General features: G+C 73.7%; 22 protein-coding genes and 1 pseudogene. 10 read left to right on the forward strand and 13 right to left on the reverse strand.

Going from position 1 to position 24927, the window contains the following annotated elements; genetic code table 11:
* Positions 1-13 precede the first annotated feature (13 nt).
* The 4 genes and pseudogenes from J7W19_RS16575 to pspAB all read left to right on the forward strand — a co-directional run.
* Positions 14-259, forward strand: a pseudogene (locus tag J7W19_RS16575) (hypothetical protein); the annotation flags it as partial.
* Between the two features lie 83 nt (positions 260-342).
* Positions 343-744, forward strand: a complete 402-nt coding sequence (locus tag J7W19_RS16580) for a hypothetical protein (RefSeq protein ID WP_004950182.1) — start codon at positions 343-345, stop codon at positions 742-744.
* Between the two features lie 165 nt (positions 745-909).
* Complete coding sequence (gene htpX, locus J7W19_RS16585) at positions 910-1827, forward strand: zinc metalloprotease HtpX (RefSeq protein ID WP_040891420.1); 918 nt, start codon at positions 910-912, stop codon at positions 1825-1827.
* 9 nt (positions 1828-1836) lie between these two features.
* Positions 1837-2421: a PspA-associated protein PspAB gene (gene pspAB, locus J7W19_RS16590; RefSeq protein ID WP_004950177.1), complete on the forward strand. Its 585-nt coding sequence runs from the start codon at positions 1837-1839 to the stop codon at positions 2419-2421.
* A 5-nt stretch (positions 2422-2426) separates the two neighbouring features.
* Here pspAB and J7W19_RS16595 read toward each other — a convergent pair whose 3' ends face one another.
* The 4 genes from J7W19_RS16595 to J7W19_RS16610 are packed head-to-tail and all read right to left on the reverse strand — an operon-like array spanning position 2427 to position 6988.
* Positions 2427-3347: a MerR family transcriptional regulator gene (locus J7W19_RS16595; RefSeq protein WP_004950174.1), complete on the reverse strand. Its 921-nt coding sequence runs from the start codon at positions 3345-3347 to the stop codon at positions 2427-2429.
* 31 nt (positions 3348-3378) lie between these two features.
* On the reverse strand, positions 3379-4281 hold the full coding sequence (locus J7W19_RS16600; protein ID WP_004950173.1) for a metal-dependent hydrolase: 903 nt from the start codon (positions 4279-4281) through the stop codon (positions 3379-3381).
* A 38-nt stretch (positions 4282-4319) separates the two neighbouring features.
* Positions 4320-6122, reverse strand: coding sequence for an SDR family oxidoreductase (locus J7W19_RS16605; RefSeq protein WP_004950170.1), 1803 nt, complete (start codon positions 6120-6122; stop codon positions 4320-4322).
* Positions 6119-6988 carry a M24 family metallopeptidase gene (locus J7W19_RS16610; RefSeq protein ID WP_004950168.1) on the reverse strand — a complete coding sequence of 290 codons (870 nt, stop codon included), beginning with the start codon at positions 6986-6988 and terminating at the stop codon, positions 6119-6121. The genes J7W19_RS16605 and J7W19_RS16610 overlap by 4 nt, the downstream gene beginning before the upstream one ends.
* Positions 6989-7245: 257 nt before the next feature.
* On the opposite strand from J7W19_RS16610, the gene J7W19_RS16615 reads away from it, so the two are divergent.
* From J7W19_RS16615 to J7W19_RS16630, 4 genes are all read left to right on the forward strand, one after another.
* Positions 7246-8262, forward strand: a complete 1017-nt coding sequence (locus J7W19_RS16615; protein ID WP_004950167.1) for an ABC transporter ATP-binding protein — start codon at positions 7246-7248, stop codon at positions 8260-8262.
* The gene (locus J7W19_RS16620; RefSeq protein ID WP_004950165.1) at positions 8252-9151 is read left to right on the forward strand and encodes an ABC transporter permease; all 900 of its coding nucleotides are present in this window, start codon (positions 8252-8254) and stop codon (positions 9149-9151) included. Before J7W19_RS16615 ends, J7W19_RS16620 begins: the two co-directional genes overlap by 11 nt.
* Before the next feature lie 61 nt (positions 9152-9212).
* Positions 9213-10124, forward strand: coding sequence for an ABC transporter ATP-binding protein (locus J7W19_RS16625; protein WP_004950164.1), 912 nt, complete (start codon positions 9213-9215; stop codon positions 10122-10124).
* Positions 10125-10150: 26 nt separating this feature from the next.
* Positions 10151-10879 (forward strand): ABC transporter permease, encoded by a 729-nt coding sequence (locus J7W19_RS16630; protein ID WP_004950162.1) that lies wholly within the window; start codon positions 10151-10153, stop codon positions 10877-10879.
* 65 nt (positions 10880-10944) lie between these two features.
* On the opposite strand, the gene J7W19_RS16635 is transcribed toward J7W19_RS16630, so the two are convergent.
* From J7W19_RS16635 to J7W19_RS16665, 7 genes are all read right to left on the reverse strand, one after another.
* Positions 10945-11826, reverse strand: coding sequence for an alpha/beta fold hydrolase (locus J7W19_RS16635; RefSeq protein ID WP_004950160.1), 882 nt, complete (start codon positions 11824-11826; stop codon positions 10945-10947).
* Positions 11827-11952: 126 nt separating this feature from the next.
* The gene (locus J7W19_RS16640) at positions 11953-12531 is read right to left on the reverse strand and encodes a TetR/AcrR family transcriptional regulator (protein WP_004950157.1); all 579 of its coding nucleotides are present in this window, start codon (positions 12529-12531) and stop codon (positions 11953-11955) included.
* A gap of 106 nt (positions 12532-12637) precedes the next feature.
* The gene (locus tag J7W19_RS16645) at positions 12638-13588 is read right to left on the reverse strand and encodes an aminoglycoside phosphotransferase family protein (RefSeq protein WP_004950155.1); all 951 of its coding nucleotides are present in this window, start codon (positions 13586-13588) and stop codon (positions 12638-12640) included.
* 98 nt (positions 13589-13686) lie between these two features.
* Positions 13687-14949, reverse strand: a complete 1263-nt coding sequence (locus J7W19_RS16650) for a CynX/NimT family MFS transporter (protein WP_004950152.1) — start codon at positions 14947-14949, stop codon at positions 13687-13689.
* 63 nt (positions 14950-15012) lie between these two features.
* Positions 15013-15729, reverse strand: coding sequence for a FadR/GntR family transcriptional regulator (locus J7W19_RS16655; RefSeq protein WP_040891417.1), 717 nt, complete (start codon positions 15727-15729; stop codon positions 15013-15015).
* Between the two features lie 176 nt (positions 15730-15905).
* Positions 15906-18938 (reverse strand): helix-turn-helix transcriptional regulator, encoded by a 3033-nt coding sequence (locus J7W19_RS16660; RefSeq protein WP_040891415.1) that lies wholly within the window; start codon positions 18936-18938, stop codon positions 15906-15908.
* A gap of 45 nt (positions 18939-18983) precedes the next feature.
* Positions 18984-19556 carry an NADPH-dependent FMN reductase gene (locus tag J7W19_RS16665; RefSeq protein ID WP_004950145.1) on the reverse strand — a complete coding sequence of 191 codons (573 nt, stop codon included), beginning with the start codon at positions 19554-19556 and terminating at the stop codon, positions 18984-18986.
* 198 nt (positions 19557-19754) lie between these two features.
* On the opposite strand from J7W19_RS16665, the gene J7W19_RS16670 reads away from it, so the two are divergent.
* Positions 19755-21260: an MFS transporter gene (locus J7W19_RS16670; protein ID WP_004950143.1), complete on the forward strand. Its 1506-nt coding sequence runs from the start codon at positions 19755-19757 to the stop codon at positions 21258-21260.
* Positions 21261-21408: 148 nt separating this feature from the next.
* Complete coding sequence (locus J7W19_RS16675; RefSeq protein WP_004950141.1) at positions 21409-22107, forward strand: rhomboid-like protein; 699 nt, start codon at positions 21409-21411, stop codon at positions 22105-22107.
* 173 nt (positions 22108-22280) lie between these two features.
* On the opposite strand, the gene J7W19_RS16680 is transcribed toward J7W19_RS16675, so the two are convergent.
* Both J7W19_RS16680 and serS read right to left on the reverse strand, forming a co-directional pair.
* On the reverse strand, positions 22281-23093 hold the full coding sequence (locus J7W19_RS16680) for an HAD family hydrolase (protein WP_004954107.1): 813 nt from the start codon (positions 23091-23093) through the stop codon (positions 22281-22283).
* Positions 23090-24367 (reverse strand): serine--tRNA ligase, encoded by a 1278-nt coding sequence (gene serS, locus J7W19_RS16685; RefSeq protein ID WP_004954109.1) that lies wholly within the window; start codon positions 24365-24367, stop codon positions 23090-23092. The genes J7W19_RS16680 and serS overlap by 4 nt, the downstream gene beginning before the upstream one ends.
* Between the last annotated feature and the right edge of the window lie 560 nt (positions 24368-24927).

Consider the following 24927-nt stretch of genomic DNA (forward strand, 5'->3'; position numbering starts at 1 on the left):
TATGCTCGCCGTTATGGCGGACACGACGCGCATCACGGTGACGCTGCCGACCGAGCAGGTCGCCGAGCTGAGGAAGATCACCGACAACGTCTCCGGCTACGTCGCCGAGGCGGTGGCCCGTCAGCTGCGGCACCGGCTCCTCGGCGCCGATCTCCTGCACCACCAGGAGGAACACGGGGCCTTCACGGAGGAGGAACTGGCGGAGGCCCGTTCCCGGATCTTCGGCGCGGCGGACGCCGACGGACCTGCGGCGGACGCCGACGGTCCGGGCGCGGACGCCGACGGTCCGGGCGCGGACGCCCACGGGCCGGGCACCGGCGTCCGCGGGCCGGCGAGCGCGGCGTGAAAGAGCACGTCGAGACCGTCGTCCTGGACTCCCAAGGGGTCTCCGCCTGGATCGCGCAGGACCGGAAGCTCCTGGCGATGTTCCAGGTGTTCCACGCCATGGGTGCCGATTTCGTCATCGGCGCGAACACCATCGTGGAAGTCAGTCACGCGCGGGTGAACATGTCGCGGCTGCGCTGGATGCTCTCCCGCGTCAAGGTCGAGCCGGTGACCGAGAGCGCGGCGCGGGCGTCGGCGGAACTGCTGAAAGCCGCGGGGTCGCACGGCCACACGTACGCGATCGACGCGACCGTCGCCGAGGTGGCCCTGCGCCAGCCCGGTCCGGTGGCCCTGCTGACCTCCGACGTCGACGACATGGCACGGCTGTGCGGCGACCGTGTCCGGATCATCGGGCTGTAAGCCCCGGACGGGCGAGGGCGGACGGGCGGAACGGGCGTCGGGAGAGGGAGAATCGTGTCAGAGGGGTCTTTTCCGGCGCTCTCGGAGGGGTGACGGAGAGGTCTCTCCCGGGGCGCCTCTTCCGGGGCGCTCTCCCGGGCGCCGTGCGAGGACTGGGAGGCCGCCGTGCGGAAGACGACGCGAGGGACGCGATTCGCTCCCGACCGCGGGCTGACCACCCGCATGGTCGGCACGATGTTCTTCATCGGCCTGCTGTACGTGGTGGTCGTCGGCGTGCTGGTGGTGCTGCTGCGCGGGGCGTGGCCGATCGTGCTGATCCTGGCCGGAGGGCTGTTCGTCGCCCAGTTCTGGTTCAGCGACCGGATCGCCGAGTTCGGGATGGGGGCGCGCGAGGTGACCCCGCGCGAGGCCCCCGAACTGCACGGCGCGGTGGACCGGCTGTGCGCCCTGGCCGACATGCCCAAGCCGCGCGTGGCCGTCGCCGACACCGACGTCCCCAACGCCTTCGCGACCGGCCGCAACCGGAACAACGCCCTGGTCTGCGCCACGACCGGGCTGCTGCGCCGGCTGGAGCCCGAGGAACTGGAAGGCGTCCTGGCGCACGAGCTGAGCCATGTCGCGCACCGCGACGTGGCGGTGATGACCATCGCCTCCTTCCTGGGCGTCCTGGCCGGGATCATCACCCGCGTCGGCCTGTGGGGCGGGCTGCGCAGGGTGGGCGGCCGGGACACGAACACGGCCATCCTGATGGTGGTCGTCCCGCTGGTCAGCGCCGTCGTCTACGCCGTGAGCTTCCTGCTCACCCGGATGCTGTCGCGCTACCGGGAGCTGTCCGCCGACCGCGCCGCCGCCCTGCTGACCGGCCGGCCGTCGGCGCTCGCGTCCGCGCTCACCAAGGTCACCGGGCAGCTCGCCCGGATCCCCACCCGCGACCTGCGGCAGGCCGAGCCGTTCAACGCCTTCTGGTTCGCCCCGGCCCTCTCCCGGGAGACCCTGAGCGGCCTGCTCTCCTCGCACCCCCCGCTGGAGCGGCGGCTGGACCAGCTGGGCAGGATCGCGGCGGCCCTCGGACGGGCGGGGTGACGGCGACCCATGGGCCTCCTGGACGTGATCCTCGGGCGCACCAAGCCCGTCCGCCCCGACCTCGACCGCCTCTTCGCCCTGCCGTCCGCCGCCCTGACGCTCCGGGCCGGTGCCGGGCTGGAGCCGACCGGGCGCGGCTCCGTCTGCTTCGCCAGCGTGGAGGGCGGAGCCTTCGACGCGCTGCGCGAGGACGTCCGGCGGCTGCTCGACGCGGACACCGCGCGCGGCGGGACGCCCGTCGAGTTCCTGCGGGACCCCTACGGGTACACCTGGCTGCTCGCCCAGGAGCCGCCCGACGACGTCCCGGCCCTGGTCAACGACCTGCACGCGGTCAACACGCTGCTGGAGGACGCCGGGTTCGGGCCCCAGCTGCTCTGCTCGCTGCTGGGCTTCCGGGACGGGCGCGGGCGCCCGCTCGCCCTCGTCTACCTCTACAAGCGCGGCACGTTCTACCCCTTCGCGCCCATCGAGGGCGGCCGGGAGCGACGCGATCACGAACTGGAGCTCCAGGCGCGGGCGTTGCTCGCCGACGACCTGCGGATCGAGGAGGACCTGAGCCGCTGGTTCCCCGTGTGGGGCGCGCCGGGCCTGTAGCGGGACTACGCCCGGTGCCGCTCGGCCAGGCCGTCCATCGCCCGTGCCCGCACCTCCCGTTCCGCCGCCGCGGCCACGAAGGCCCCCACGCCGTCCGGGCCGACCAGCTCCCGTACCGCGTCCACCGTCGCGGCGGGCAGCTCCACCGCGGCCCGCGCCTCGGCCGCCGCGCCCGCGGGCGCGCCGCCGGTGACCTCGCCCAGGTGGCGCCGCAGGTTCCGGACGGCCAGCAGCCGCATCGCGCGGGCGAGTTCGGCGTCCACGGTCTGCTGGGCGAGCGGCCGCAGCCGGCGGACGAGGGCGGCGGCCCGTTCCGCCTCCTCCTCGGTCGGCGCGTGGTCGAGGTACGGCCGGAAGACGTGCTCGGTGGTGAAGTCGAGGAAGCGGCCGGCGAGGTGCTCGACCTGGGCGCGGACCTCCCGCAGGTGGGTGAGGATGGCCCGCAGGGGGACGCCGGAGGCGTGCAGTTCGGCGGCGACGGCGAGCAGCTGCGGGCTCGGGACCAGGAAGGTGTCCGGAGCGCCCGGCACCGGTTCGAGGACGCCCAGCTCCACGGCGTCCTCGACGGCGGCGTCGTCCGGCCCGCCCCCGAACCGTTCGACCAGGTCGGCGCGGGTGACGCGGCCGGTCCGCTCGTCCGACCACGGCCCGTCCACCTCCGCGACGAGCCCGAGGATCCCGCCGAGCCCCCGCCCGGCGTCCCAGGCGTCGAGCAGTTCCTTGATGCTGGCGAGGGTGTAGCCCCGTTCCAGCAGGTCGCCGATGCGTCGGAGCCGTTCCAGGTGGGCGTCGCCGTAGACGTTCGCCCGGCCGCGCCGCTCGGGCTTGGGGAGGAGGCCCCGGTCCTGGTAGGCGCGGATCGTACGGACCGTGGCGCCGCTGAGGTGGGCCAGGTCCTCGATCCGGTACGCCGGCGGTTCGCTCACGGGGTACTCCTCACAGACACCACGCGTCACTCTACGACGCGACCGCGCCGCCCGGCGCCCGCCCCCGGCTCGCCGCGGGCGAGGCCGCCAGGTAGGCGACGGCCCTGCTCAACGACCCTTCCTGGGAAGGGTGGTAGGAGCGCCTGAGGTAGCGCGGGATGGCCGCGCCCAGCTCGCCCCAGGTGGGCAGCAGCCCCTTGTCGACGGCCCGCTTGTGGTGCCGCAGCGTGTACCGGAGCCGCTTGGCGAGCCGGGGGTCGTGCCGGATCAGATAGGCCGCGCCGCGTCCCCACAGGTACGTCAGGATGGGCGCGGTGATCGCCATGCCGAGGACGCGGCGGGCGTAGCGCCCCGGCTCGTCGCCACCGCAGTGCTGGTACATGTCGAAGGCCACGGAACGGTGTTCCACCTCCTCGGCGCCGTGCCAGCGCAGCAGGTCGAGCATGACCGGGTCGGGCCGGGCGGCGTCGAGGGCGTCGGCCCGCAGCACCCAGTCGCCGAGGACGGCGGTGAACTGCTCCACCGCCGCGATCACCGACAGCCGGAACCGCAGCCACTCCCGCTCGGAGACCGGCAGCCCGAACGGCGGGCGCTCGCCGAGCAGCACGTCGAAGAGGAAGTCGACCTGTCTGGTGTACGGGCCGGTGTCCAGCTTCTGGTGGGCGAGGTGGTCGAGGACGTAGGAGTGCTGGACGCTGTGGGTGGCCTCCTGGCCCATGAACCCCTTGACGTCCTTGAGCAGTTCGGGGTCCCGGACCAGCGGCAGGGCCTCCTTGAAGACCTTGACGAACCACCGCTCGCCGGCCGGCAGCAGCAGGTGCAGCACGTTGATGACGTGGGTGGCCGTCGGCTCGTCGGGGATCCAGTGCAGCGGCGTCTCCCGCCAGTCGAAGGAGACGCGCCGGGGGGTGATGGGGTGGTGCTCGGTGGCCATGGGGGAGCCTCCTTCGAAGAGGTGGGTCGGTGGCCGCGTCAGAGCCGGGGCTCGGCCCGGGCGACGGCCCGGCGCAGGCGGGGCGCGAAGCGGGCGAGCAGGCGGAGGCCGTGCGCCTCGGGGGTGACGGGGACGACGGGCAGGTCGTCGTGGACGGCCCGCAGGATCGCGTCGGCGACCCGCTCCGGCGGGTAGTTGCGCCGCCCGTACAGCCGGGTGGTCCGCTCCCGCAGCCGACGCTGCTCCTCCTCCGGGACGCCGGTGAACAAGGTGGCGGACGTGATGCCCGTGGCGACGAAGCCGGGGCAGACGGCGGTGACCCCGATGTCGCGGTCGCCGAGTTCGGCGCGCAGGCACTCGGAGAGCATCAGCACCGCCGCCTTGGAGGTGCTGTAGGCGGACAGCGTCCGGGAGGGCTGGAAGGCGGCGGCGGACGCGGTGTTGACGATGTGGCCGCCCTCGCCGCGCTCGGCCATCTGCCGGCCGAAGAGGCGGCAGCCGTGCAGCACGCCCCACAGGTTGACGTCCAGGACCTTCCGCCACGCCTCCGGCGGCGTGTCGAGGAACGCCCCGGCGACGCCGATCCCCGCGTTGTTGACCAGGACGTCCACCACGCCGTGGGCCTCGGCCGTGCGCGCTGCCAGCTTCTCCATGGCCGCCTCGTCGGAGACGTCGACGCATTCGGCCCACGCGCCGGGCGCGCCGAGCAGCCGGGCGAGCTCGGCGGTGCGGGCCGCGCCCTCCGCGTCCCGGTCCACCGCGACGATCCGGGCGCCCGCCTCGGCGAAGGCGAAGGCGGTGGCCCGGCCGATGCCGCTCGCGGCGCCCGTCACCAGGACGAGCCGACCGGCGAAGCGCTGCCCGTACCGCCGCGCGCCGTCCTTTCCGGCGGCGGACAGGGGACGGCGGACCGGGCCGGCCGTCGTGCCGTCCTCCTGTCGGTCGACGAACTCGGTGATCCAGGCGGCAAGTTGCCCCGGCCGGGTGCGCGGCACCCAGTGCCCCGCGCGCACCGTGCGCCGCACCAGGCCGGGTGCCCAGCGCTCCAGGCCGTCGTAGAGCCGCTCGGAGAGGAACGCGTCGTCGGTGGGCGTGACGAGCTGCACCGGGGCGTGCGCGTACGCGTCGGGGCGCGGACGGCGCGTCCGCTCCCGCACGTTGTCGCGGTAGAGCCAGGCGCCGTGCGCGGCATCGGTGGGCAGGGACGCGGTCGGGTACGGGCCCTTCGGCAGTTTCTCGGACCGTTCCAGTACGTCCGGCCACCGCTTCCCGAGCGGTCCGCGCCAGGCCGCCTCCGGCAGGACGGGCGTGTGCAGCGCGTACACGTACCAGGACCGGGCGCCCTGGCCGAGCAGCTGGGCGGCGCGGCGCGGGGTGGGCCGGGTGGCGCGCTCCTTGATCCAGTGGCCGAAGTGGTCGAGCGAGGGTCCTGAGACGGACGTGAAGGAGGCGATGCGCCCCTCGGTGCGGCGGACGGTGGTGAACTCCCAGCCCTGTACGGATCCCCAGTCGTGGCCGACCAGGTGCACGGGGGCGTCGGGGCTCACCGCGTCCACGACGGCGAGGAAGTCGTCGGTCAGCTTCTCCAGGGTGAAGCCGCCGCGCAGCGGGCTGGGCGCCGTGGACCGGCCGCAGCCGCGGACGTCGTAGAGCACGACGTGGAAACGTTCCTGCAAGCGTCGTGCGACCGGCGCCCACACTTCCTTGCTGTCCGGGTAGCCGTGGAGGAGGACGACGGTGGGGTCGGTGGTGTCGCCCAGTTCGGCGACGCACAGTTCGACCCCGCCCGACCGCACCCGCCGCTCCCGCGCCCCGTCGAGCTCCGTGCCGAAGGCGTTCATCGTCCGGTTCCCTCCTGTCCGTCCCGTCCCACCGCTTGCCGTCGCCGTACATGGGGAAGATCGTCGTCCAGCCAGAACGCGCTCTCCTCCGGATCCCGCGAGTCGGTCACCACCAGCAGCTCCTCGAACTTCACGCCCGTCCCCCGGAACCCGAGGTGCGGCTCGACCGCCCACAGCCCGGGGGCGGGCGGGTGGTCGGAGAACCGGTACGGGCTCCACAGCGGCGACCAGCCCTCCCGGTGCCCGTGCAGCGCGTCGGAGGCGAGCCCCTTCAGCGCCTGGGTGCCGAAGCCCAGGACTCGTGGCGACCGGCGCCGGTCCCGGACCCGGCCGACCTTGTGGGCGATCACCCCGAAGGGATAGGCGCGGTGCCGGTTGGCGTACCCCTGGCGCATCATGAGCCGGTCGACGTCCTCGTAGACCGTGCGCAGCGGGCGGCGCTCGCGGACGCCGCGCAGGACGAGGTCGCGGTGGTCGAGGAGGTCGTCGAGCATCCGGGCGTGCAGCGGGTCCGGGCCGAGGCAGCCGGAGTAGCCGACGTCGGCGGTGTAGCCCCGGTACACCGGCGCGAGGTCCAGGACGAACGGCATCCCGGGCGCCAGCCGCCGCCCCGACGGGAAGAACTGGGTGGGCACCCGGAAGCCGGTGAAGGCCGTGCGGTCGCCGAACCAGGCGAAGGGCAGGTGGAACCAGTCGCGCACCCCACGCCGCCGCAGCCACTCCCGCTGCAGCCGGGCGGCGTCGCGCTCGGTCATCCCGGGGACGAGCTGGGCGGCGACGGCCTCGGCGCAGGCGTAGGCGAGGCGCTGCACCTCCCGGAAGCCGGCCAGGTCCTCTGTGACGTGCGGTGACGCTCCGGTCTTCATGACGCAACCGTCCCTGCCGGTGCGGAAGTTGACATCGATGAATGTGACAATATTCGGAGGCGGCGTCAAGGGGTGGGACGCAAGGTGCCCCCGACACCCGGTCGCGCGTCCCCGACATCCGCTCGCGTGTCCCTGATGTCCGGCTCCGTACTTTCGGCCCATCCCCTACGGGACGGTCAGACCCGAGGACTACACCGAAGCCGTCATCCAGACTGACGCCCGATGTGGTCCGCGCCACTACCGTCGTTGACGTGACAGTGATCGCCACCGAAAGCCTCGGCAAGCGGTACCCCAAGGTGACCGCGCTCGACCGGCTCTCCGTCGACATCACCCCCGGCGTGACCGGCCTGGTGGGCGCCAACGGGGCCGGCAAGTCGACGCTGATCAAGATCCTGCTGGGGCTCTCCCCGGCCACCGAGGGCCGCGCGCGGGTGCTGGGCCTGGACGTGGCCACCGAGGGCGCGGCCATCCGGGAGCGGGTCGGCTATATGCCGGAGCACGACTGCCTGCCGCCCGACGTCTCGGCCACCGAGTTCGTCGTGCACATGGCCCGGATGTCCGGGCTGCCGCCGGCCGCCGCGCGCGAGCGCACCGCGGACACTCTGCGCCACGTGGGCCTCTACGAGGAGCGCTACCGCCCGATGGGCGGCTACTCCACGGGCATGAAGCAGCGGGTGAAGCTGGCCCAGGCACTGGTCCACGACCCGCGCCTGGTGCTGCTGGACGAGCCGACGAACGGCCTCGACCCCGTCGGCCGCGACGAGATGCTCGCCCTCATCCGCCGGGTCCACACCGACTTCGGCATCTCGGTGCTGGTCACCTCCCACCTGCTCGGCGAGCTGGAGCGCACCTGCGACCACGTCGTCGTCATCGACGGCGGCCGGCTGCTGCGCTCCTCCGCCACCAGCGACTTCACCCAGGCCACCGGTTCCCTCGCGGTCGAGGTCACGGACACCGACGCCCACCCGGACGGGACGGCCGCCCTCGGCGCCGCCCTCACCGCCGCCGGTCTCGCGGTCCGGGCGGCCGGCGGCCTCGAAAGCGGTGCCGGGTACGCGGGGGCGGGCGGCGGGCACGTCCTGCTCGTCGACGTCGCCGGCGACGAGACGTACGACGTCGTGCGCGACGCCGTGGCCGGGCTCGGGCTCGGCCTGGTGCGGATGGAGCAGCGCCGGCACCGCATCGCGGAGGTGTTCCAGCCCGCCGCCGGTACCGACTTCGATGACGCGAACCGCGGAAGCGCGCAGAAACGGGGCACCACCCATGCCGCCTGAGACCACGGCCACGCCCGCCCAGGACGTGATCCACAACATCGGCTACCGGCCGTACACCGGCCCCCGCCTGGGCCGCGGCTACGCCCGCCGGGCGCTCTGGTCGCAGAGCCTGCGCGGCGCGTACGGACTGGGCCGCTCGGCCAAGTCCAAGGTCCTGCCGATGACGCTGTTCGCCGTGATGTGCGTACCGGCCGCGATCATCGTCGCCGTCGCGATCACCACCAAGATGGACGAACTGCCGGTGGAGTACACGCGGTACGCGATCCTCCTCCAGGCCGTCGTGGGCCTGTACCTCGCCGCCCAGGCGCCGCAGGCCGTCTCCCGGGACCTGCGCTTCCGGACGGTCCCGCTCTACTTCTCCCGCCCGGTGGAGCGCGTCGACTACGTGCTCGCCAAGTACGCCGCGCTGGCCTCGGCGGTGTTCCTGCTCACCGCGGCGCCCCTGCTGATCCTCTACGTGGGCGCCCTGCTCGCGAAGCTCGACTTCGCCGCCCAGACGAAAGCCTTCGCCCAAGGACTGGTCTCCGTGGCCCTGTTGTCCCTCCTCTTCGCCGGTCTCGGCCTGGTCGTCGCCGCGCTCACCCCGCGCCGCGGCTTCGGCGTCGCCGCCGTGATCGCCGTCCTGACCATCTCGTACGGCGCCGTGAGCACCGTCCAGGGCATCGCCTACGCCCGGGACAACACCGACGTCATCGGCTGGCTGGGCCTGTTCTCGCCGATCACCCTGATCGACGGCGTGCAGACGGCGTTCCTCGACGCCACCTCCAGCTTCCCCGGCGGCCACGGCCCGGGCGCCGGCGCGGGAGCCGTCTACCTGCTGGTGGTCCTGAGCCTGATCGCCGGTTCGTACGCCCTCCTCATGCGCCGCTACCGGAAGGCGGGTCTGTGACCAGCGCCCGCCCATCGCCCGACCGCCACCCCGCACGCCTCCGAAGGAACGGGCCGCGCCCATGAGCGAGATCCGCATCGACAACGTCTCCCGCTGGTTCGGCAACGTGGTGGCCGTCAACGACGTCTCCATGACCATCGGCCCCGGCGTCACCGGCCTGCTGGGCCCCAACGGCGCCGGGAAGTCCACGCTCATCAACATGATGGGCGGCTTCCTCGCCCCCTCCACCGGCACGGTCACCCTCGACGGGACGGTCATCTGGGGCAACGAGGAGATCTACCGGCACATCGGCGTCGTCCCCGAGCGCGAGGCGATGTACGACTTCCTCACCGGGCTGGAGTTCGTCCGCGCCAACGCCGAGCTCCACGGCTTGCCCGACGCGGCGGCCCGCCGGGCGCTGGCCACGGTCGAGATGGAGTACGCGCAGGACCGCAGGATCTCCACGTACAGCAAGGGCATGCGGCAGCGCGTCAAGATGGCGTCCGCCCTGGTCCACGACCCGTCCGTGCTGCTGCTCGACGAGCCGTTCAACGGCATGGACCCCCGGCAGCGCATGCAACTCATGGATCTGCTGCGGCGGATGGGGGCCGAGGGGCGGTCGGTGCTGTTCTCCTCGCACATCCTGGAGGAGGTCGAACAGCTCGCGGCGCACATCGAGGTCGTGGTGGCCGGACGGCACGCCGCGTCCGGCGACTTCCGCAAGATCCGCCGGCTGATGACCAACCGGCCGCACCGCTACCTCGTCCGCTCCAGCGATGACCGCGCCCTCGCCGCCGCGCTCATCGCCGACCCGTCGACCTCCGGCATCGAGGTGGACGTCCAGGAGGGCGCGCTGCGCGTCCAGGCCGTGGACTTCGGCCGGTTCACCACCCTGCTCCCGGCCGTGGCCCGCGCGCACGGCATCCGCCTCCTCACGGTCTCGCCCTCCGACGAGTCCCTGGAATCGGTCTTCTCCTACCTCGTCGCGGCCTGAGCATCCTGAAAGGAGGCGCCGAACCCATGCACTCCCTCTACCACCCGACCGTCGCCCGGCTCACCTACCGGGGACTCCTCGGCCGCCGCAGGGCCGCCGTCCTCTTCACCCTCCCCGCCCTGCTGCTGATCATCTCGGCGGCGGTCCGCCTGCTCACCGGCGCCGACGACGACACGGCCACCAAGGTCCTGGGCGGCTTCGCGCTGGCCACCATGGTCCCGCTGATCGGCGTCATCGCCGGAACGGGCGCGATCGGCCCGGAGATCGACGACGGCTCGGTCGTCTACCTCCTCGCCAAGCCGGTGAAGCGCCCGACGATCGTCTTCACCAAGTTCCTCGTCGCGACCGGGGTCACGGTCGTCTTCTCCGCCGTCCCGACCCTGATCGCCGGCCTCCTCCTCAACGGCGACAGCCAGCACATCGCCCTCGCGTACGCGATCGCCGCGGCCGTCGCCTCCGTCGCCTACAGCGCCCTCTTCCTGCTGCTCGGGACGCTCACCCGGCACGCGGTGGTCGCGGGCCTGGTGTACGCGCTGATCTGGGAGTCCCTGTTCGGCAACCTGGTCCCGGGCGCGCGGACGCTCAGCGTCCAGCAGTGGGCCCTGTCCCTGGCCGAGCGGATCGCCGCTCCGGGCGCGATCTCCTCCGACGTGGGCCTCCCGGTGGCACTGGCGCTGCTCGCCGGGGTGACGGTGGCCGCCACCTGGTACGCGGGCGAGAAACTGCGGAAGCTGACGCTGGCGGGGGAGGAGTAGGGCGGCCGGGTCCCCTCCCGCAGAGGAGGGGGCCCCGGGCCCAGTGGTCCCCCCCGGTCGTTCGGCTACGCGTGCTCGGCCAGGAAGGGCAGCATGACCTCCGCCATCTCGTCGGGTACCTCCTCGGCGAGGTCGTGCCCGGCGTCGAAGACGTGGCCGGTGACCCGGTGCGCGAACATCCGCATCTGGGACTCGTTGCGGTCGCCGATGAAGGCCGAACCGCCGAGGGCCAGCACGGGGATGTCCAGCTTGTTCCGGGCCGCCAGCCGGTTCTGCTCGGCGTCGACGAGCATCGCCCGGTAGATCGACAGCATGGCGCGGATGCCGCCGGGCATGGAGTAGCAGCGCACGTACTCCTCGATGGCGTCCGGGGTGGCGCTGTCCGGGTGGCTGCGCTCGTTCTTGATCATGTAGGTGATCAGTTCGCGTTCGTGTCCGGCGATGAGCATCTCGGGCACGTCCGGCTGGAAGTAGAAGCCCAGGTGCCAGAAGTGCATGCCGGCCGAGACGTTCTCGTGGGTGAGCGCGGCGTGGTCCTCGAAGCCGAAACCGGGGAACAGCGCTTCGGCGAAGACCAGGGAGCGCACGTGAGCGCGGTGCCGGGCGGCCAGCTGGTAGCCGATCACGGCGCCCCAGTCCTCCCCGGCCACGCTGTAGGCGTCGTGCCCGAGGTGGGCCATCAGCGCGGCGATGTCGTCGCTCATGGTCGCGGAGTCGTAGCCGTCCGCGGGACGGGCGGAGTCGCCGAGGCCGCGGAGGTCGGGCACGACGACGGTGTGGTGCGGCGTCAGCTGGGGGACGAGGTGCCGCCAGTGGTAACCGGTCTTCGGCACACCGTGCAGCAGCACGACCGCCGGGCCGGATCCGGCCGTCCGGTAGTGCAGGCTCGTCCCGTTGACGGCGGCGCGGCCGGTGCGGACGGGCGCCTGGTGATGGTCGAGAATCATGGTTCCGCCTTCCGGTCTGCGATGCCCGGTGCCGCTCGGCCGGGCCCGCGGCCCGTTCCGGCGACCTGTCCGGATCGCCCGCTGTCCTATCTGGATCGGCCGATACGGATTCCGGGCGGGAAAAAGTCAGTCGAGCGTGGTCAGCGCGACCTCCACGAGAGGTTCCAGGGCGCGGACATCCGGAGTGATCTTCGAGGAGACGAGGAGTCCGTTGAGGAACGTGACGAGGAAGCCGGCCAGGGTGTACGCGTCGTGCCGCGCCGAGATCTCGCCGCGCTCGGCGGCCGCCCGCAGCAGGTCGGCGAGCGCCTCCTGGTTGGCGGCGAGCACATCCCGTACGACGCGGCGGGTCGGCCGGTCCTCGGGCAGGCGCTCGGTGACGGCGTTGACCAACAGACAGCCCCGACCGCCGTGTTCGACGGCGATCCGGATCCGCTCGACCAGCAGCGCGCGGATCGCCGAGCGGGCGTCCGCGCCCTCTTCGAGACCGCTCAGGGCGGCCGCCGCGAAAGTGCTGCGGTAGTGCTCCAACGCGGCCCGGTACAGGCCGTCCTTGTCGCCGAACGCCGCGTACAGGGACCCCTGGCCGATCCCGAGGTGCCGGGTGAGGTCGCGCACCGAGGTCGCCTCGTACCCGCGCGTCCAGAACAGCTCCATCGCGCGGCCCACCGCCGCCTCGGTGTCGAACTCCCGGGTCCTCGCCATGCGGCTACCGTAGCGTTTCTGGATCGAACGATCAAGAATAAGGGACGCTCCGGCCGGGGGAGGGGCCGCGGTGCCTCGCACGGACCGCGTCAGCGCCCGCGGTGCCTCACACGTACCGTGCCAAGGCCCGTGCCACAGTCGTCTGTTCCTCCTCCAGCCGCGAACCCCCGTCCTCGACGGTCCACAGCGAGTTCTGGAGCGCGCGGGCCAGCGTCCAGCGGGCCGCCCGTCCCCGGTCCAGGCTCAGTACGTCCGTCATCAGGTCGAAGCGCCGGCGTACGGCCCGTTCCACGTCCCCGGTGGCGACCAGGTCCTCCCAGCGGTTGTCGAACGCGGGCATCAGGTCGAAGCAGGGGTCGCCGACGAGCGGCACGGGGTCGATGGCCAGCCACGGCCCGCGGTCGGCGGCGGTGCCGGTGCCGGGGAGCGGCGCGAGCACGTTCTCGTAGTGCAGGTCCCAGTGCAGCAGGCGGTCGCCGGGCTCGTCGGCCACCTCACGGACGGCCTCGGCGCAGTCGGCGAGAAGACGGCGCTCGTCCGCGTCGTCCAGGGCCGTCAGGGCCTCCGGTACGGCGGCGAGCATCTCCCGGACCACGTCGCCGAGGTGCCGCAGGCCGTCCGGCACGGGAGCGGTGTGCAGCCGCGCCAGCAGTCCGGTGAGGGCGAGCAGCGCGGCTTCCGCGTCCGCGACGCCGTCCAACGACCGTGCGGGGTCGAGGCGTTCGAGCAGCATGGTGCTCGTCTCGGGGTCGTGTTCGAGGAGCCGGACCGCGCCCCGGCCGGACCAGGCGCGCAGCGCGAGCGGCTCGCCGGCCCGTTCCTCGTCGACGGGCTGGAGCTTGAGCGCCGCCGGGGTGCCGTCCTCCCGGCGTACGGGCAGGACGAGCGCCACGTAGCCGTGGGCCGGCTCCCCGTCGGGCCGCAGGTTCCAGCGGTCGAGGAAGCCGGCCGCCAGGCCGGGCAGGCCCGCGATCCACTCGGCGGCGTGCTCGGGGTTGTGCTCCTCGTGGTGCTCGGCGAGCTTCGGCGGGACGGTGATCGGGGGCGGGGTGGGCACGGGTCGCACGCTCCTCACGGGTGGCAGCGGGGCTCACCTCATGGTGACCACCGCCCTCACCTCACGGATGACAACAGGTCTCACCCACCCCCAACGTCTCAGATCTTCCGATCGCGCCCGGCACCGAGACCCAGGAACACCAGCGCCAGGCAGGCGACGAGGAGCACACCAATCGGCAACTCCCATCCACCCGTGGCCTGGTGGACCGCGCCGACGGCGAACGGGCCCACGGAAGCGAGCAGATAACCCCAGGTCTGTGCCATGCCGGAGAGCCGGGCCGCGGTGTGCGCGTCACGGCTGCGCAGCACCATCAGCGTCAGCGCCAGGCCCAGCGTGCCGCCCTGGGCGACGCCCATCATGGTCGCCCACACCCAGGCGCCCGCGACGGGCGCGAGCAGCAGCCCGGTCGCCCCGCCGGCCAGCAGCAGGACGACGCCGACGGCCAGCATCCGCTGGTCGCGCAGCCGCCCGGCGAGGACGGGCACCACGAACGAACCGGCCATCTGCACCAGCGTGTAGAAGGCGTAGACGAGGCCCGCCTCGCCCTTGTCCATGCCGTGGTCGGTGAAGACGGTCGGCATCCAGGCGATGCACACGTACGCGATCAGCGACTGGGTGCCCATCAGCAGGGTGACCTGCCAGGCCAGCCCCGAACGCAGCAGGTTCGGGCCTTCGGCGGCGGTCCCGCCGGCCGTGGGGGCGGTGACGTGGTGGCCGCCGCGCCGGGCGATCAGCGCCTGCGGGATCCACACCACGACGGCGACGGCGGCGAGCAGGGCCCAGGAGGCGAGCGAGCCGCGCCAGCCGCCGAGGGCGTTCTCCAGCGGGACCGCGCAGGCGGCCGAGACGGTGGCGCCGAGGATCATCGCCGTCGAGTAGAGGGCGGTCATGCTCGCGGCCCGGTCCGGGAAGTCCCGCTTGATCAGGCCGGGCATCAGGACGTTGAGGAAGGCGATCGCCGTGCCGACCAGCGCGCCGCCCACGAACAGCGCCACCACCGGCGGGGCGACGCGCACCAGGATGCCGCCGCCGAGCAGGACGAGCGCGGCGCACAGCACCGGCTCGGTGCCGAAGCGCCGGGCCAGCCGTGGCGCGGCGATCGAACCGAGCCCCATGAAGACCAGCGGAATGGTCGTGACCAGGCTGCTCGCGGTCGCGTTCAGCCCGAAGTGGTCGTTGATCTCGCCGACGAGCGGGGAGACGCCGGCGAGGGCGGCCCGCATGTTCAGCGACGCCAGGACGATGCCCGCGAGGACCAGCGCGGGGTGCGCCCGCAGGGCGCGGACGGCGGTGGGGGTGGGGGCCGCCGAGGAGGGCTCCTCGGCGGCTATGAGGGGTGTCTGGGGCCTCGATTCGGACATGTGGTGCCTTTCGGGTGGAGCTCGGGGGTGGCGGGGCGGGCGCGGGGGAGGTGCGCCCGGCGGTCACGGCCGCCGGTCGGCCAGCAGCGCCTCGACCGCCTGCTTGGGGCGTTCGAGCAGCGCCCGCGTGGCACGGACGGCCGCCTCGGGATCCCCGGAGGCGATGGCCTCCATGACGGCGTGGTGGTCGCCGTGGATGATGCGCGGCATCTCCCGGTCGTCCAGCGCCGTGAGCAGCGCCTCGCGCACGGAACTGCTGAACCAGGTGTACGTGGCGGTCAGCGCGGTGTTGTGCGCCGCCTCCACGACGGCCTTGTGGAACTCGATGTCGTGGTGCGCGTACAGCTCCACGCTGCCGGCGTCCGGCTGACCGTGGTCGTCCTCCAGCTCCGCCTGGGCGTCCAGGGCGGCGCGCATCCGCTCCAGGTCGGCGGGCTCGTGCCGGACGGCGGCCAGCCGGGCGGCCTCCGCCTCCAGCGCGATCCGCAGCTCCAGGACGTCGCGGACGCCGGCGCGCTGCACGCCGCGCATGATCTCCGCCGGGTCGGAGGTGGACACGACGAACGTGCCCTCGCCCTGCCGGGAGCGCAGCATCCCCGCGTGCACCAGGACGCGGACGGCCTCGCGGACGGTGTTCCGCCCCACCTGGAGCTGCTCGGCGAGGGCGTGCTCGGTGGGGATGCGCTCGCCCACCGGCCACTCGCCCGCGGCGACCTGGGCGCGGAGCTGCTCCACGACGGTGTCGACGAGGGACTGGCGTCCTGCTGCTCGTAGTGCCACGGGGTTGCCTCCGGCTGCCGCTTCGTTTCCCACACCGGGTGACCCGGTTGCCCAGTCATCCTACAACTGCCGCGTCGCCTCCCTATCGAGTCGGCGACGGCCGTTCCGTGCGGCGGGGGCGGGCCGCCTCACAGCCGGGCCGCCTCACGGCCCGGCCGCCCCACACCCCGGCCGCGTCACAGCCCCAGCCGCACCAGTTCCCTCCGCGAGCTGATCCCCAGCTTCGGGTAGACGTTGGACAGGTGGTACCCGGCCGTCCGCGGGCTGATGAACAGCCGCGCGCCGATGTCCCGGTTGCTCAGCCCCTCCGCCGCGAGCCGCGCCACCTGCGCCTCCTGCGGCGTGAGCCGGTCGAGGAGACCGGGCGCGGCGGCCGGCGCGCCCTGGCTCTCGCCGGAGGCGCGCAGCTCCGCGCGGGCCCGCTCCGCCCAGACGACCGCCCCCAGCCGGTCGAAGGTGTCGAGCGCGGCCCGCAGCGGGGGCCGCGCCTCGGACGTCTGCCGCCGCCGGCGCAGGTGCTCGCCGTAGAGCAGCTCGGTACGGGCCCGCTCGAAGCCGGAACCCCCCTCCCGGTGCAGCTCCAGCGCGCGGACGAAGCGGGAACCCGCGGCGGCCGGGTCGGGGGCCAGCAGCGCGCGGCAGCGCTCCGCGACCGCCTCCGTCCACGGCCGCGGGTACGCCGCCGCGTGCCGTTCGTACCAGGCCAGGGCCGACTGCCCGCCCTCCGGCCGGTCCAGGCGGGCCGCGGCCTCGACGAGGTCGGGGAGGCTGCCGATGACGCCCTGCCGGTCGGGGCCGCCGGCGACGGCGGAGAGCCGGTCGAAGGCCGCCTCGGTGCGGCCGAGGCCCAGGTCGAGCAGGGCGAGGGCGCAGGCGGCGTGCACCGTGCCGGGGGCCACGCCCCGCGCCAGGGCCTCGGCGGTCAGCTCGCGGACGGCCTCCTCGTCGCCCCGGACGGCGGCGAGCTGGGCCAGGACGGTGGCCAGGTGGACGCGGACGCGGGCGTGCCCGGTGTCCTCGGCGACGCGCATCCCCTCGGTGGCGGTGGCCAGCGCCTCCCGGTGCAGGCCGAGGAGCAGTCGGACCCGGGCGAGGAGCATCTGCACCAGGGCCAGGGTGCCGATCGCACCGCTCTCCCGGCACCGCCGCTCCAGCCCGACGGCCAGGTCCCGCGCGGCCGGCAGGTCGCCCGCGAACAGGTGCCACCAGCCGAGGCGCACCGCCTCCCGCAGGTCCGCGGCCGACTCCCCGTCGGCGCCGATGAGCTGCCGGACGGCGTCGGCGCCGGCGTCCGGGTCGCCCGGGCCGCACCGGTGCTGCCCGGCCGCGAGCCGGGCCAGCGCCGCGATCCGCCCGGCCTCGGGCACCCCCAACTCGGCCGCCCGCACGGCGGTACGGTCGAGGGCCCCCTGGTCACCCGCGTGCCAGGCGGCCTGCGCGGCCTGGAAGAGCAGCGGCCCGACGAGGTCGGGGGCGGGCCCGGCGGGGGCCGGGGTGTACCGGCCGGAGTCCGGGGCTACCCGGTCGGGGGCCGGGGTGGCCCCGACGAGTTCGGAGGCGTGCCCGGCCGGCTCCACCGCGTCCCGGTCGGGGCCCGAGGCGACCCGGTTGGCGCCCGCGACGGCCCCTGCGGGGCCCGATGCCTGCCCAGCGCGGCCCGAGGCGGGATCCGCGACAGCCTTGGCGGCGCTCGACGCCTCCCCGGCGGGGCCCGCGACGGCCTCGGCGACACCCGAAGCGTGCCCGGCAACACCCGATGCCTGCCCGACGAGGCTCGGGACGCCCCCGACGAGGTCCGGAACGACCCCCGTGAGCAGCGCGTACGCGTCCCGGGAGCGGCCCTGTTCGTCGAGGGCCTCGGCCTTGATCCGTACGGCGCCGGCCAGCGCGTCGGGGCCGTCCGCCAGTGCCACGGCCCGGCCCGCGAGCTCCTCCGCGTGGGACGGCCGCCCGGCGTCCGCGGCGGCCCGTGCCGCGGCCGTGAGGCGGCGGCAGCGGCCGGCGGCGTCCGGGGTGAGTTCGGCCGCCCGCTCGTACGCGGCGGCGACGGCGCGCGAACTGCCGCGCGCGCGGGCGCGTTCGGCGCTCTCCTCCAGCAGCCGGGCGGTCTCCGGGTCAGGTCCGGTGGCCGCGGCGGCGAGGTGCCAGGCCCGCTGGTCCGCCTGGTCGGGGCGGCCGGCGAGCGCGTCGGCCAGCGCCCGGTGCGCGGCGATCCGCCGGCTCGCCGGCGCGTCCTGGTAGACGGCGGTCCGCACGAGCGGGTGCCGGAAGGCGAGCCGGCCGTCCACGAGGCCCAGCAGCCGGGCGCGTTCGGCCGCTTCGAGGTCGTCCAGGGAGGCGTCGAAACGTTCCGCCGCGCCGAGCACCGTCGCGAGGTCGGCCCCGCCCGCCGCCGCGGCGACGAGGAGCAGGGACCTGGTGCGGTCCGGCAGCGCCGCGACGGCCGTGGTGAACGCGCGCAGCAGCCTGCTGTGCGGGGGCAGCGCGGCCATGCCGTACGGGGAGGCGTACCGTTCCGCCTCGCCCTGGACGGTGGGGAGTTCGCGCAGGGCGAGCGGATTGCCCGCGGCCTCCTTGAGAACGAGTTCGCGCGCGTGCCGCGGCAGGCCGGCGGCGGACTCGTCCAGCAGCGCCCCGGCGGACTCCGCGTCCAGTCCGCCGAGCCGCAGCTCGGGGACACCGGGAGCGGGGAAGGCGGGCGCGTCGTCCTCGCGGACGGCCAGCAGGACGGCGATGGGCTCGGCGCCGAGCCGGCGGACGGCGAACAGCAGGGCGTCCGCCGACTCCCGGTCCAGCCAATGTGCGTCGTCGACGACGCACAGCAACGGCCCTTCCTCCGCGAGACCGTCGAGGAGGGTGAGCACCGCGAGGCCGACGAGGAAGCGGTCGCCCCCAGTGCCGTCGGACGCCATGCCGAAGGCGGAACGCAGCGCCTCCGCCTGGGCCGCGGGCAGCCCGGCGACGCGGTCGAGCACCCCGGAGAGCATCAAATGGAGCCCGGCGTACGGAAGTTCACCCTCCGCTTCGACGCCGGTGCCGCGCAGCACCCGCATCCCGGCCTCCCGCGCGGCACGGGCGGCGTGGTCGAGGAGCACGGACTTGCCGATGCCGGCCTCGCCGCGGAGCAGCAGGGCGCCGCTGCGCCCTTGGCGGGCGTCGGCGAGGAGCCGGTCGAGCGTGCGGAGTTCACCGGAGCGTCCATGAAGCATGCCGGTCACAGTATCCGCTGGTCAGAGCCGTGCGAAGGGGTGAGGTCAGGCCGTGTAGGGCACCTCGTCGCGGGCCTGCCGCAGGGCGCGGCCCCACCAGACGAGCTGGTCGAGCATGCGCTTGGCCGCACCGTTCACCACGGCCGCGTCCAGCGGCTCGCCGTCCTTGTCGAAGCGCTCCCAGGCCATGTGGAAGCTGACCGTGTCCCGGACGGTGACGGCGTGCAGCTCGGCGAAGACCTGCCGCAGGTGCTCCACGGCGCGCAGGCCGCCGCTCACCCCGCCGTAGGAGACGAAGGCGACGGGCTTGGCCTGCCACTGGGGGAAGTGCCAGTCGATCGCGGCCTTGAGGGAGGCGGGGTACGAGTGGTTGTACTCGGGCGTGATCACCACGAAGGCGTCGGCAGTGGCCAGTCGCGGGGTGACCGCGGCGACCTCGGGGGTGGGCTCACCGGACAGGGTGTTCGGAATGCCGGCGTCCGCCAGGTCGATCACGTCCACCTCGAACCCGGTGTGGGTGCGGGCCTCGCGGACGAACCAGTCGGCCACGGTCGGTCCGAACCGGCCCTCACGGGTGGAACCGACGATGACGGCGAGGCGGAGGGGAGCGGTGTTCACAGTGGCACGTCCTTGACGGTGGGAGGGGAGGGGCGGCCGGCCGATCGGCGGCCTCCCGGCGACATCGAGAACGCTACGGAGCCGGCCCCCGCCCCCACATCTGTCGGATGACCAGGTCTCGGTGACGGGTGACCGGGCCGCCGAACCCGGTCGTCCGGCAGATGTGGCGGCGGTCCCCGCGGACCTAGCGTCGCCGCCATGAAAGCCGCCACCGTGAACACCACCGCCCCGATCGCCACCGCACCGATCACCACCTCCCAGGCCCCCCGCCGCCCGGCCGTGACCCTCGCGCTGGTCCTGCTCGGCATGCTGACCCTGGCCATGTCGATGTCCGGCACCACCGTGGCGCTCCCGGACATCGGCGCGGACCTCGGGGCGTCCGGCGCGAGCCTGCAGTGGGCGGTCACCGGCTACTTCCTGACGGCGTCCAGCTTCATGCTGGTCACCGGCGCGCTGTCCGACCTCTTCGGCCGCCGCCGCGTCTACCGCGCCGGAGCCGCCCTGTTCACGGCCGGCCTGCTGCTGAGCGCCACCGCCACCGACGTCCTCGTCCTCGACGCGGCCCGCGCGGTCGCCGGCCTCGGCGCGGCCGGGGTGATGGCGAGCGGCGGCGCGCTGCTGGCCACCACCTTCTCCGGCCCCGCCCGCACCAAGGCGTACGCCGCCCTCGGCACCACCGGCGGCATCGGCCTGGCCGCCGGGCCGACGATCTCCGGGGCGCTCGTCGGCGGTCTCGGCTGGCGGTCCGGGTTCCTGGTGTTCGCCGTGGTGGGAGCGGTGCTGCTGGCCGGCACCTTCCTCGTCGCCGAGTCGCGGGCGGCCGTCCGGCCGCGCCTGGACGTGCCCGGCGCCGTGACGTTCATCGCCGCGCTCGCCCTGGTGATGACCGGTGTCACCCAGGGCCCGCAGAACGGCTGGTCGCACCCGCTGGTCCTGGCCTCCTTCGGCGCCGGCGCGCTCCTGCTCGCCCTCTTCGCGGTCCTCCAGCGCCGCTCGCCGCACCCCGTCCTCGACCTGACCCTGGTCCGCGACCGCCGCTACCTCGCCTGGACGCTCGCCGGACTGACCGGAGCCGTCGGCTTCGCCGGCACGCTGACCTACCTGCCCACCTACTTCCAGGGCGTGAACGGCGTCTCGGCGGGCGCGGCGGGTACGACGATGCTGCTGCTGACCGCCCCCGTCCTCGTCGCGCCGCTGGTCAGCGGCCAGTTGGTGAACCGGGGCGTGCCCGCCCGCCTGGTGATCACCGTGGCCATCGGGCTGGTCGCCGCCGGCAACGCCTGGCTGACCGTCCTCGCCCCGGGCGGCGGCGTCGCCCCGCTGGCCGGCCCCCTGCTGACGATCGGCATCGGCACCGGACTGGCCAACGGCATCATCGACGGCCAGGCCATGAGCCTCGTCGACCCGGAGCGCTCCGGCACGGCGGCGGGTTTCCTCAACACCGTCCGCGGCGGCGGCCAGGCCATGATGATCGCCGCGCTGGGCGCGGTGATGCTCAGCCTCCTCCAGAGCCGCCTCGGCTCCGCCGGCCTCGCCGCCCGCGTCACCTCCGGCCACCTCGCGGGCCCGGACCACGCCCACCTCGCCCAGCAGTTCACCGGCGTCTGGCACACGGTCCTCTGGGGCATCGCCGCCCTCACCGCCCTCCTCTGCGTCACGGTAACCACCCTGCTCCGCGCCCCGCGGCCGGCCACCGCGGAGTGAGCCCCTCCCACACCGGCACCGGCACCGCGAACGGGCCCGGAAGGCACCCGCCTCCCGGGCCCGCGGGCTGTGCGGCCGCCTGGAGGCTCTCGCCGACACCCTCGGCCGTCCGCTGTCCGGTCCGGAACGCCTCGGTTACGGTCGAGTGATGGAACGGGACGAACCGGAGGCAACCGGTTCCGGACAACGGTCCGTCCGCGTCCGCGTGCGCCGGTACGGACGGGGGGTGGTCCAGGCCCGGGACCTCGTCCGCTCCTGGGTCCGCTCCGCCCCCGGCACCCACATCTGGCTGCTCGTCATCGGCGTCACCAGCCTCGTCATCGCGGCGGCCAGCGAGGGGCTGGAGACCTTCCTCCTCCACCGCACCAGCAGCAACATCCACGAGCTGAACAAACACCCGCTCCAGTCCCTGCTCATCAGCGGATTCTGGATCGAGAAGCCCTCGTCGTTCCTGTTCTACGCCGTCCTCTTCGAGCTGGTCCATGCCAACGTGGAGCGCTGGGCCGGTACGTGGCGGTGGCTGCTCACCGTCGGCGTCGCGCACATCGCGGCCACTCTGATCAGCCAGGAGGTGCTGCTCGTCGCCATCGAGCACCACGCGGCGTCGCGCGCGATGCGGCACGTGGTGGACATCGGGGTCTCGTACGGCCTGGCCGCGGCGGCCGGCCTGCTCACGTACCGGATCCCGCGGCCCTGGCGGTGGGGGTGGCTGGTGGCGCTGGTGCTCTTCTTCGCCACGCCGCTGGTCGCCGGTGGCACGTTCACGGATGTGGGGCACGCGGTCGCGGTGAGCGTAGGCCTCGCGTGCGGGCCGCTGGTACGGGGGCGGCGTGGCTGGGGGCGGTGAGCGTTCGCCTTCGGCGGGTGGTGCCCCGGTCCCGCCCTTTCACCGTTTCTTGCAGGGGTTGCGCCCCCGCACCCCCGAAGCGCCCTGCGGGCGAGCGGCGGAGCCGCGAAAAGGGGTCTGGGGCGCAGCCCCAGGAAACGGTGAAAGGGCGGGACCGGGGCACACCCCCCCCCTCACCCGAAGAGCCGCTCCACCACGACGGCGATGCCGTCCTCGTCGTTGCCCGCCGTCACCTCGTCGGCGACAGCCTTGAGCTCCGCGTGCGCGCCGGCCATGGCCACGCCATACCCCGCCCACCCGAACATCGGGATGTCGTTCGGCATGTCGCCGAAGGCGATCGTCTCGGACGCCTTCACCCCGAGCCGCCGGGCCGCCAGCGACAGCCCGGTCGCCTTGCTCAGCCCGAGCGGCAGCAGCTCGACGATGCCCTCACCCGCCATCGTGACGTCCACGAGCCCGCCCGCGGCGGCCCGCGCGGCGTCCGCGAGGGCGTCGTCGCCGAGCCGCGAGTGCTGGAGGTAGAGCTTGTTGAGCGGTTCGGCCCACAGCTCCGCCTGGTCGGTGACCGGGACGGGCGGCCGGGGCCCCTCCTGGAGCCGGTACCCGGCGGTGACCAGCAGGTCGCCGTCGAGCCCGTCCCGGGAGGCGGCCAGGTGGAGCGGGCCGGTCTCGGCCTCGATCTTCTCCACGGCCAGCGCGGCCACCCGCCGGTCGAGCGTGACCGACGTCAGCAGCCGGTGCTCGCCCGCGTGGTAGACCTGCGCGCCCTGCCCGCACACCGCGAGGCCCCGGTAGTCCAGCGCGTCGAGTATGTGCCGCGTCCACGCGACCGGGCGGCCGGTGACGACGATGTGCGCGGCTCCGGCCGCCGCCGCGAGGGCGAGGGCGGCGCGGGTGCGCTCGGAGACGGTCTCGTCGGACCGCAGCAGCGTGCCGTCGAGGTCGGTGGCGACGAGACGGTACGGGGGCGGGGGCGCGGACGTCACTTGGCGACCGGCTCCAGGACCTCGCGGCCGCCGAGGTACGGCCGGAGCACCTCGGGCACCCGGACCGTGCCGTCGGCCTGCTGGTGGTTCTCCAGCAGCGCGACGATCGTGCGCGGCACCGCGCACAGCGTGCCGTTCAGCGTGGCGAGCGGGCGGACGTTCTTGCCGTCGCGCATCCGCACGGACAGCCGCCGGGCCTGGAACTCGTCGCAGTTGGACGTCGAGGTCAGCTCGCGGTACTTGCCCTGGGTCGGGATCCACGCCTCGCAGTCGAACTTGCGGGAGGCCGAGGCGCCGAGGTCACCGGTGGCCGTGTCGATCACCTGGAACGGCAGCTCCAGGCTGGTCAGCCACTGCTTCTCCCACTCCAGCAGCCGGGCGTGCTCGGCCTCGGCCTCCTCCGGAGCGACGTACGAGAACATCTCGACCTTGTCGAACTGGTGGACGCGGAAGATGCCCCGGGTGTCCTTGCCGTACGTACCGGCCTCGCGGCGGAAGCAGGGCGAGAAACCGGCGTACCGCAGCGGGAGCTGCGAGGCGTCGATGATCTCGTCCATGTGGTACGCGGCGAGCGGCACCTCGGACGTGCCGACCAGGTAGAAGTCGTCCTTCTCCAGGTGGTAGACGTCCTGCGCGGCCTGGCCCAGGAAGCCGGTGCCCTCCATGGCGCGCGGCTTGACCAGCGCGGGGGTGAGCATCGGGGTGAAGCCGGCCGCCGTGGCCTGGGCGATGGCGGCGTTGACGAGGGCGAGCTCCAGGAGCGCGCCGACGCCGGTGAGGTAGTAGAAGCGCGATCCGGACACCTTGGCGCCGCGCTCGACGTCGATCGCGCCGAGCGACTGGCCGAGCTCCAGGTGGTCCTTGGGCTCGAAGCCCTCGGCGGCGAAGTCGCGGGGGGTGCCGACGGTCTCCAGGACGACGAAGTCGTCCTCGCCGCCGCGCGGTACGTCGGGGTGGACGAGGTTGCCGATGCCCAGCAGGAGGCGCTGGGCCTCCGCCGCGGCCTCGTCCTGCTCGGCGTCGGCGGCCTTGACGGCGGCGGACAGCTCGCCGGCCTTCTTCAGCAGCGCGGCCTTCTCGTCGCCGGTGGCCTTGGGGATCAGCTTGCCGAGCGCCTTCTGCTCGGCGCGGAGTTCGTCGAAGCGGACGCCGGACGACCTGCGCCGCTCGTCGGCGGAGAGCAGCGCGTCGACGATGTCGACGTCCTCTCCACGGGCGCGCTGGGAGGCGCGCACACGGTCGGGGTCCTCACGAAGCAGGCGAAGGTCAATCACCCCCCCAGGCTACCGTTGACCGTCACGATCACTCGACGCGATATTCCTCTTCGGGCGGTTTTGCCCCATTCCGGGTGGTTTTCACGGCTTTCCGGGACCGGTCGCGAAAGGGTGGAAAACCCTGAGGCGCACGAGGGGTGAATTCGGTGATCCGGCGCGAAAAGGGGAGAGGTCGACGAATCGTCCCATGGTGCCGGGGAGGCTGGGGAAACCAGGCGGTTGTCCACAGGAACAGCAGGTTCCGCTTTGTTGTCCACAGGGTGTGCGCGAAATCTGTGGACGTCGGAAGCGGATCTTCCGGCTGTTTTCCTTATCGGCCACGCTTTGGCGGCTTTCTGGCGGATAAACCTTGCTCCGACACTCTTTCGAGTGGAGATTTCCCGCTCTTAAGGGTTGTTCGAGACCTTTCGGCTGACTGCGGGGCGGTGGACGATCCCACCACCGGGCGCCCGGCCCTGTGGACGATCCGGTGGATTGCTAGAGAGATTTGTCGACGTTGACCGATTCGTTCCACCCGGCGGAGTCTCGTTCTGTCGACTTATCCCCAGGAGTGGGTCGCC

The sequence above is a fragment of the Streptomyces mobaraensis NBRC 13819 = DSM 40847 genome, from assembly GCF_017916255.1.
Classification (GTDB): domain Bacteria; phylum Actinomycetota; class Actinomycetes; order Streptomycetales; family Streptomycetaceae; genus Streptomyces; species Streptomyces mobaraensis.

Bases quoted from the DNA above. Each gene is read 5' to 3' on its own strand.
- pspAB (WP_004950177.1), top strand. From the start codon at position 1,837: ATGGGCCTCCTGGACGTGATCCTCGGGCGCACCAAGCCCGTCCGCCCC.
- J7W19_RS16600 (WP_004950173.1), bottom strand. From the start codon at position 4,281: ATGGCCACCGAGCACCACCCCATCACCCCCCGGCGCGTCTCCTTCGAC.
- J7W19_RS16605 (WP_004950170.1), bottom strand. From the start codon at position 6,122: ATGAACGCCTTCGGCACGGAGCTCGACGGGGCGCGGGAGCGGCGGGTG.
- J7W19_RS16610 (WP_004950168.1), bottom strand. From the start codon at position 6,988: ATGAAGACCGGAGCGTCACCGCACGTCACAGAGGACCTGGCCGGCTTC.
- J7W19_RS16620 (WP_004950165.1), top strand. From the start codon at position 8,252: ATGCCGCCTGAGACCACGGCCACGCCCGCCCAGGACGTGATCCACAAC.
- J7W19_RS16625 (WP_004950164.1), top strand. From the start codon at position 9,213: ATGAGCGAGATCCGCATCGACAACGTCTCCCGCTGGTTCGGCAACGTG.
- J7W19_RS16630 (WP_004950162.1), top strand. From the start codon at position 10,151: ATGCACTCCCTCTACCACCCGACCGTCGCCCGGCTCACCTACCGGGGA.
- J7W19_RS16635 (WP_004950160.1), bottom strand. From the start codon at position 11,826: ATGATTCTCGACCATCACCAGGCGCCCGTCCGCACCGGCCGCGCCGCC.
- J7W19_RS16640 (WP_004950157.1), bottom strand. From the start codon at position 12,531: ATGGCGAGGACCCGGGAGTTCGACACCGAGGCGGCGGTGGGCCGCGCG.
- J7W19_RS16650 (WP_004950152.1), bottom strand. From the start codon at position 14,949: ATGTCCGAATCGAGGCCCCAGACACCCCTCATAGCCGCCGAGGAGCCC.
- J7W19_RS16660 (WP_040891415.1), bottom strand. From the start codon at position 18,938: ATGCTTCATGGACGCTCCGGTGAACTCCGCACGCTCGACCGGCTCCTC.
- J7W19_RS16670 (WP_004950143.1), top strand. From the start codon at position 19,755: ATGAAAGCCGCCACCGTGAACACCACCGCCCCGATCGCCACCGCACCG.
- J7W19_RS16675 (WP_004950141.1), top strand. From the start codon at position 21,409: ATGGAACGGGACGAACCGGAGGCAACCGGTTCCGGACAACGGTCCGTC.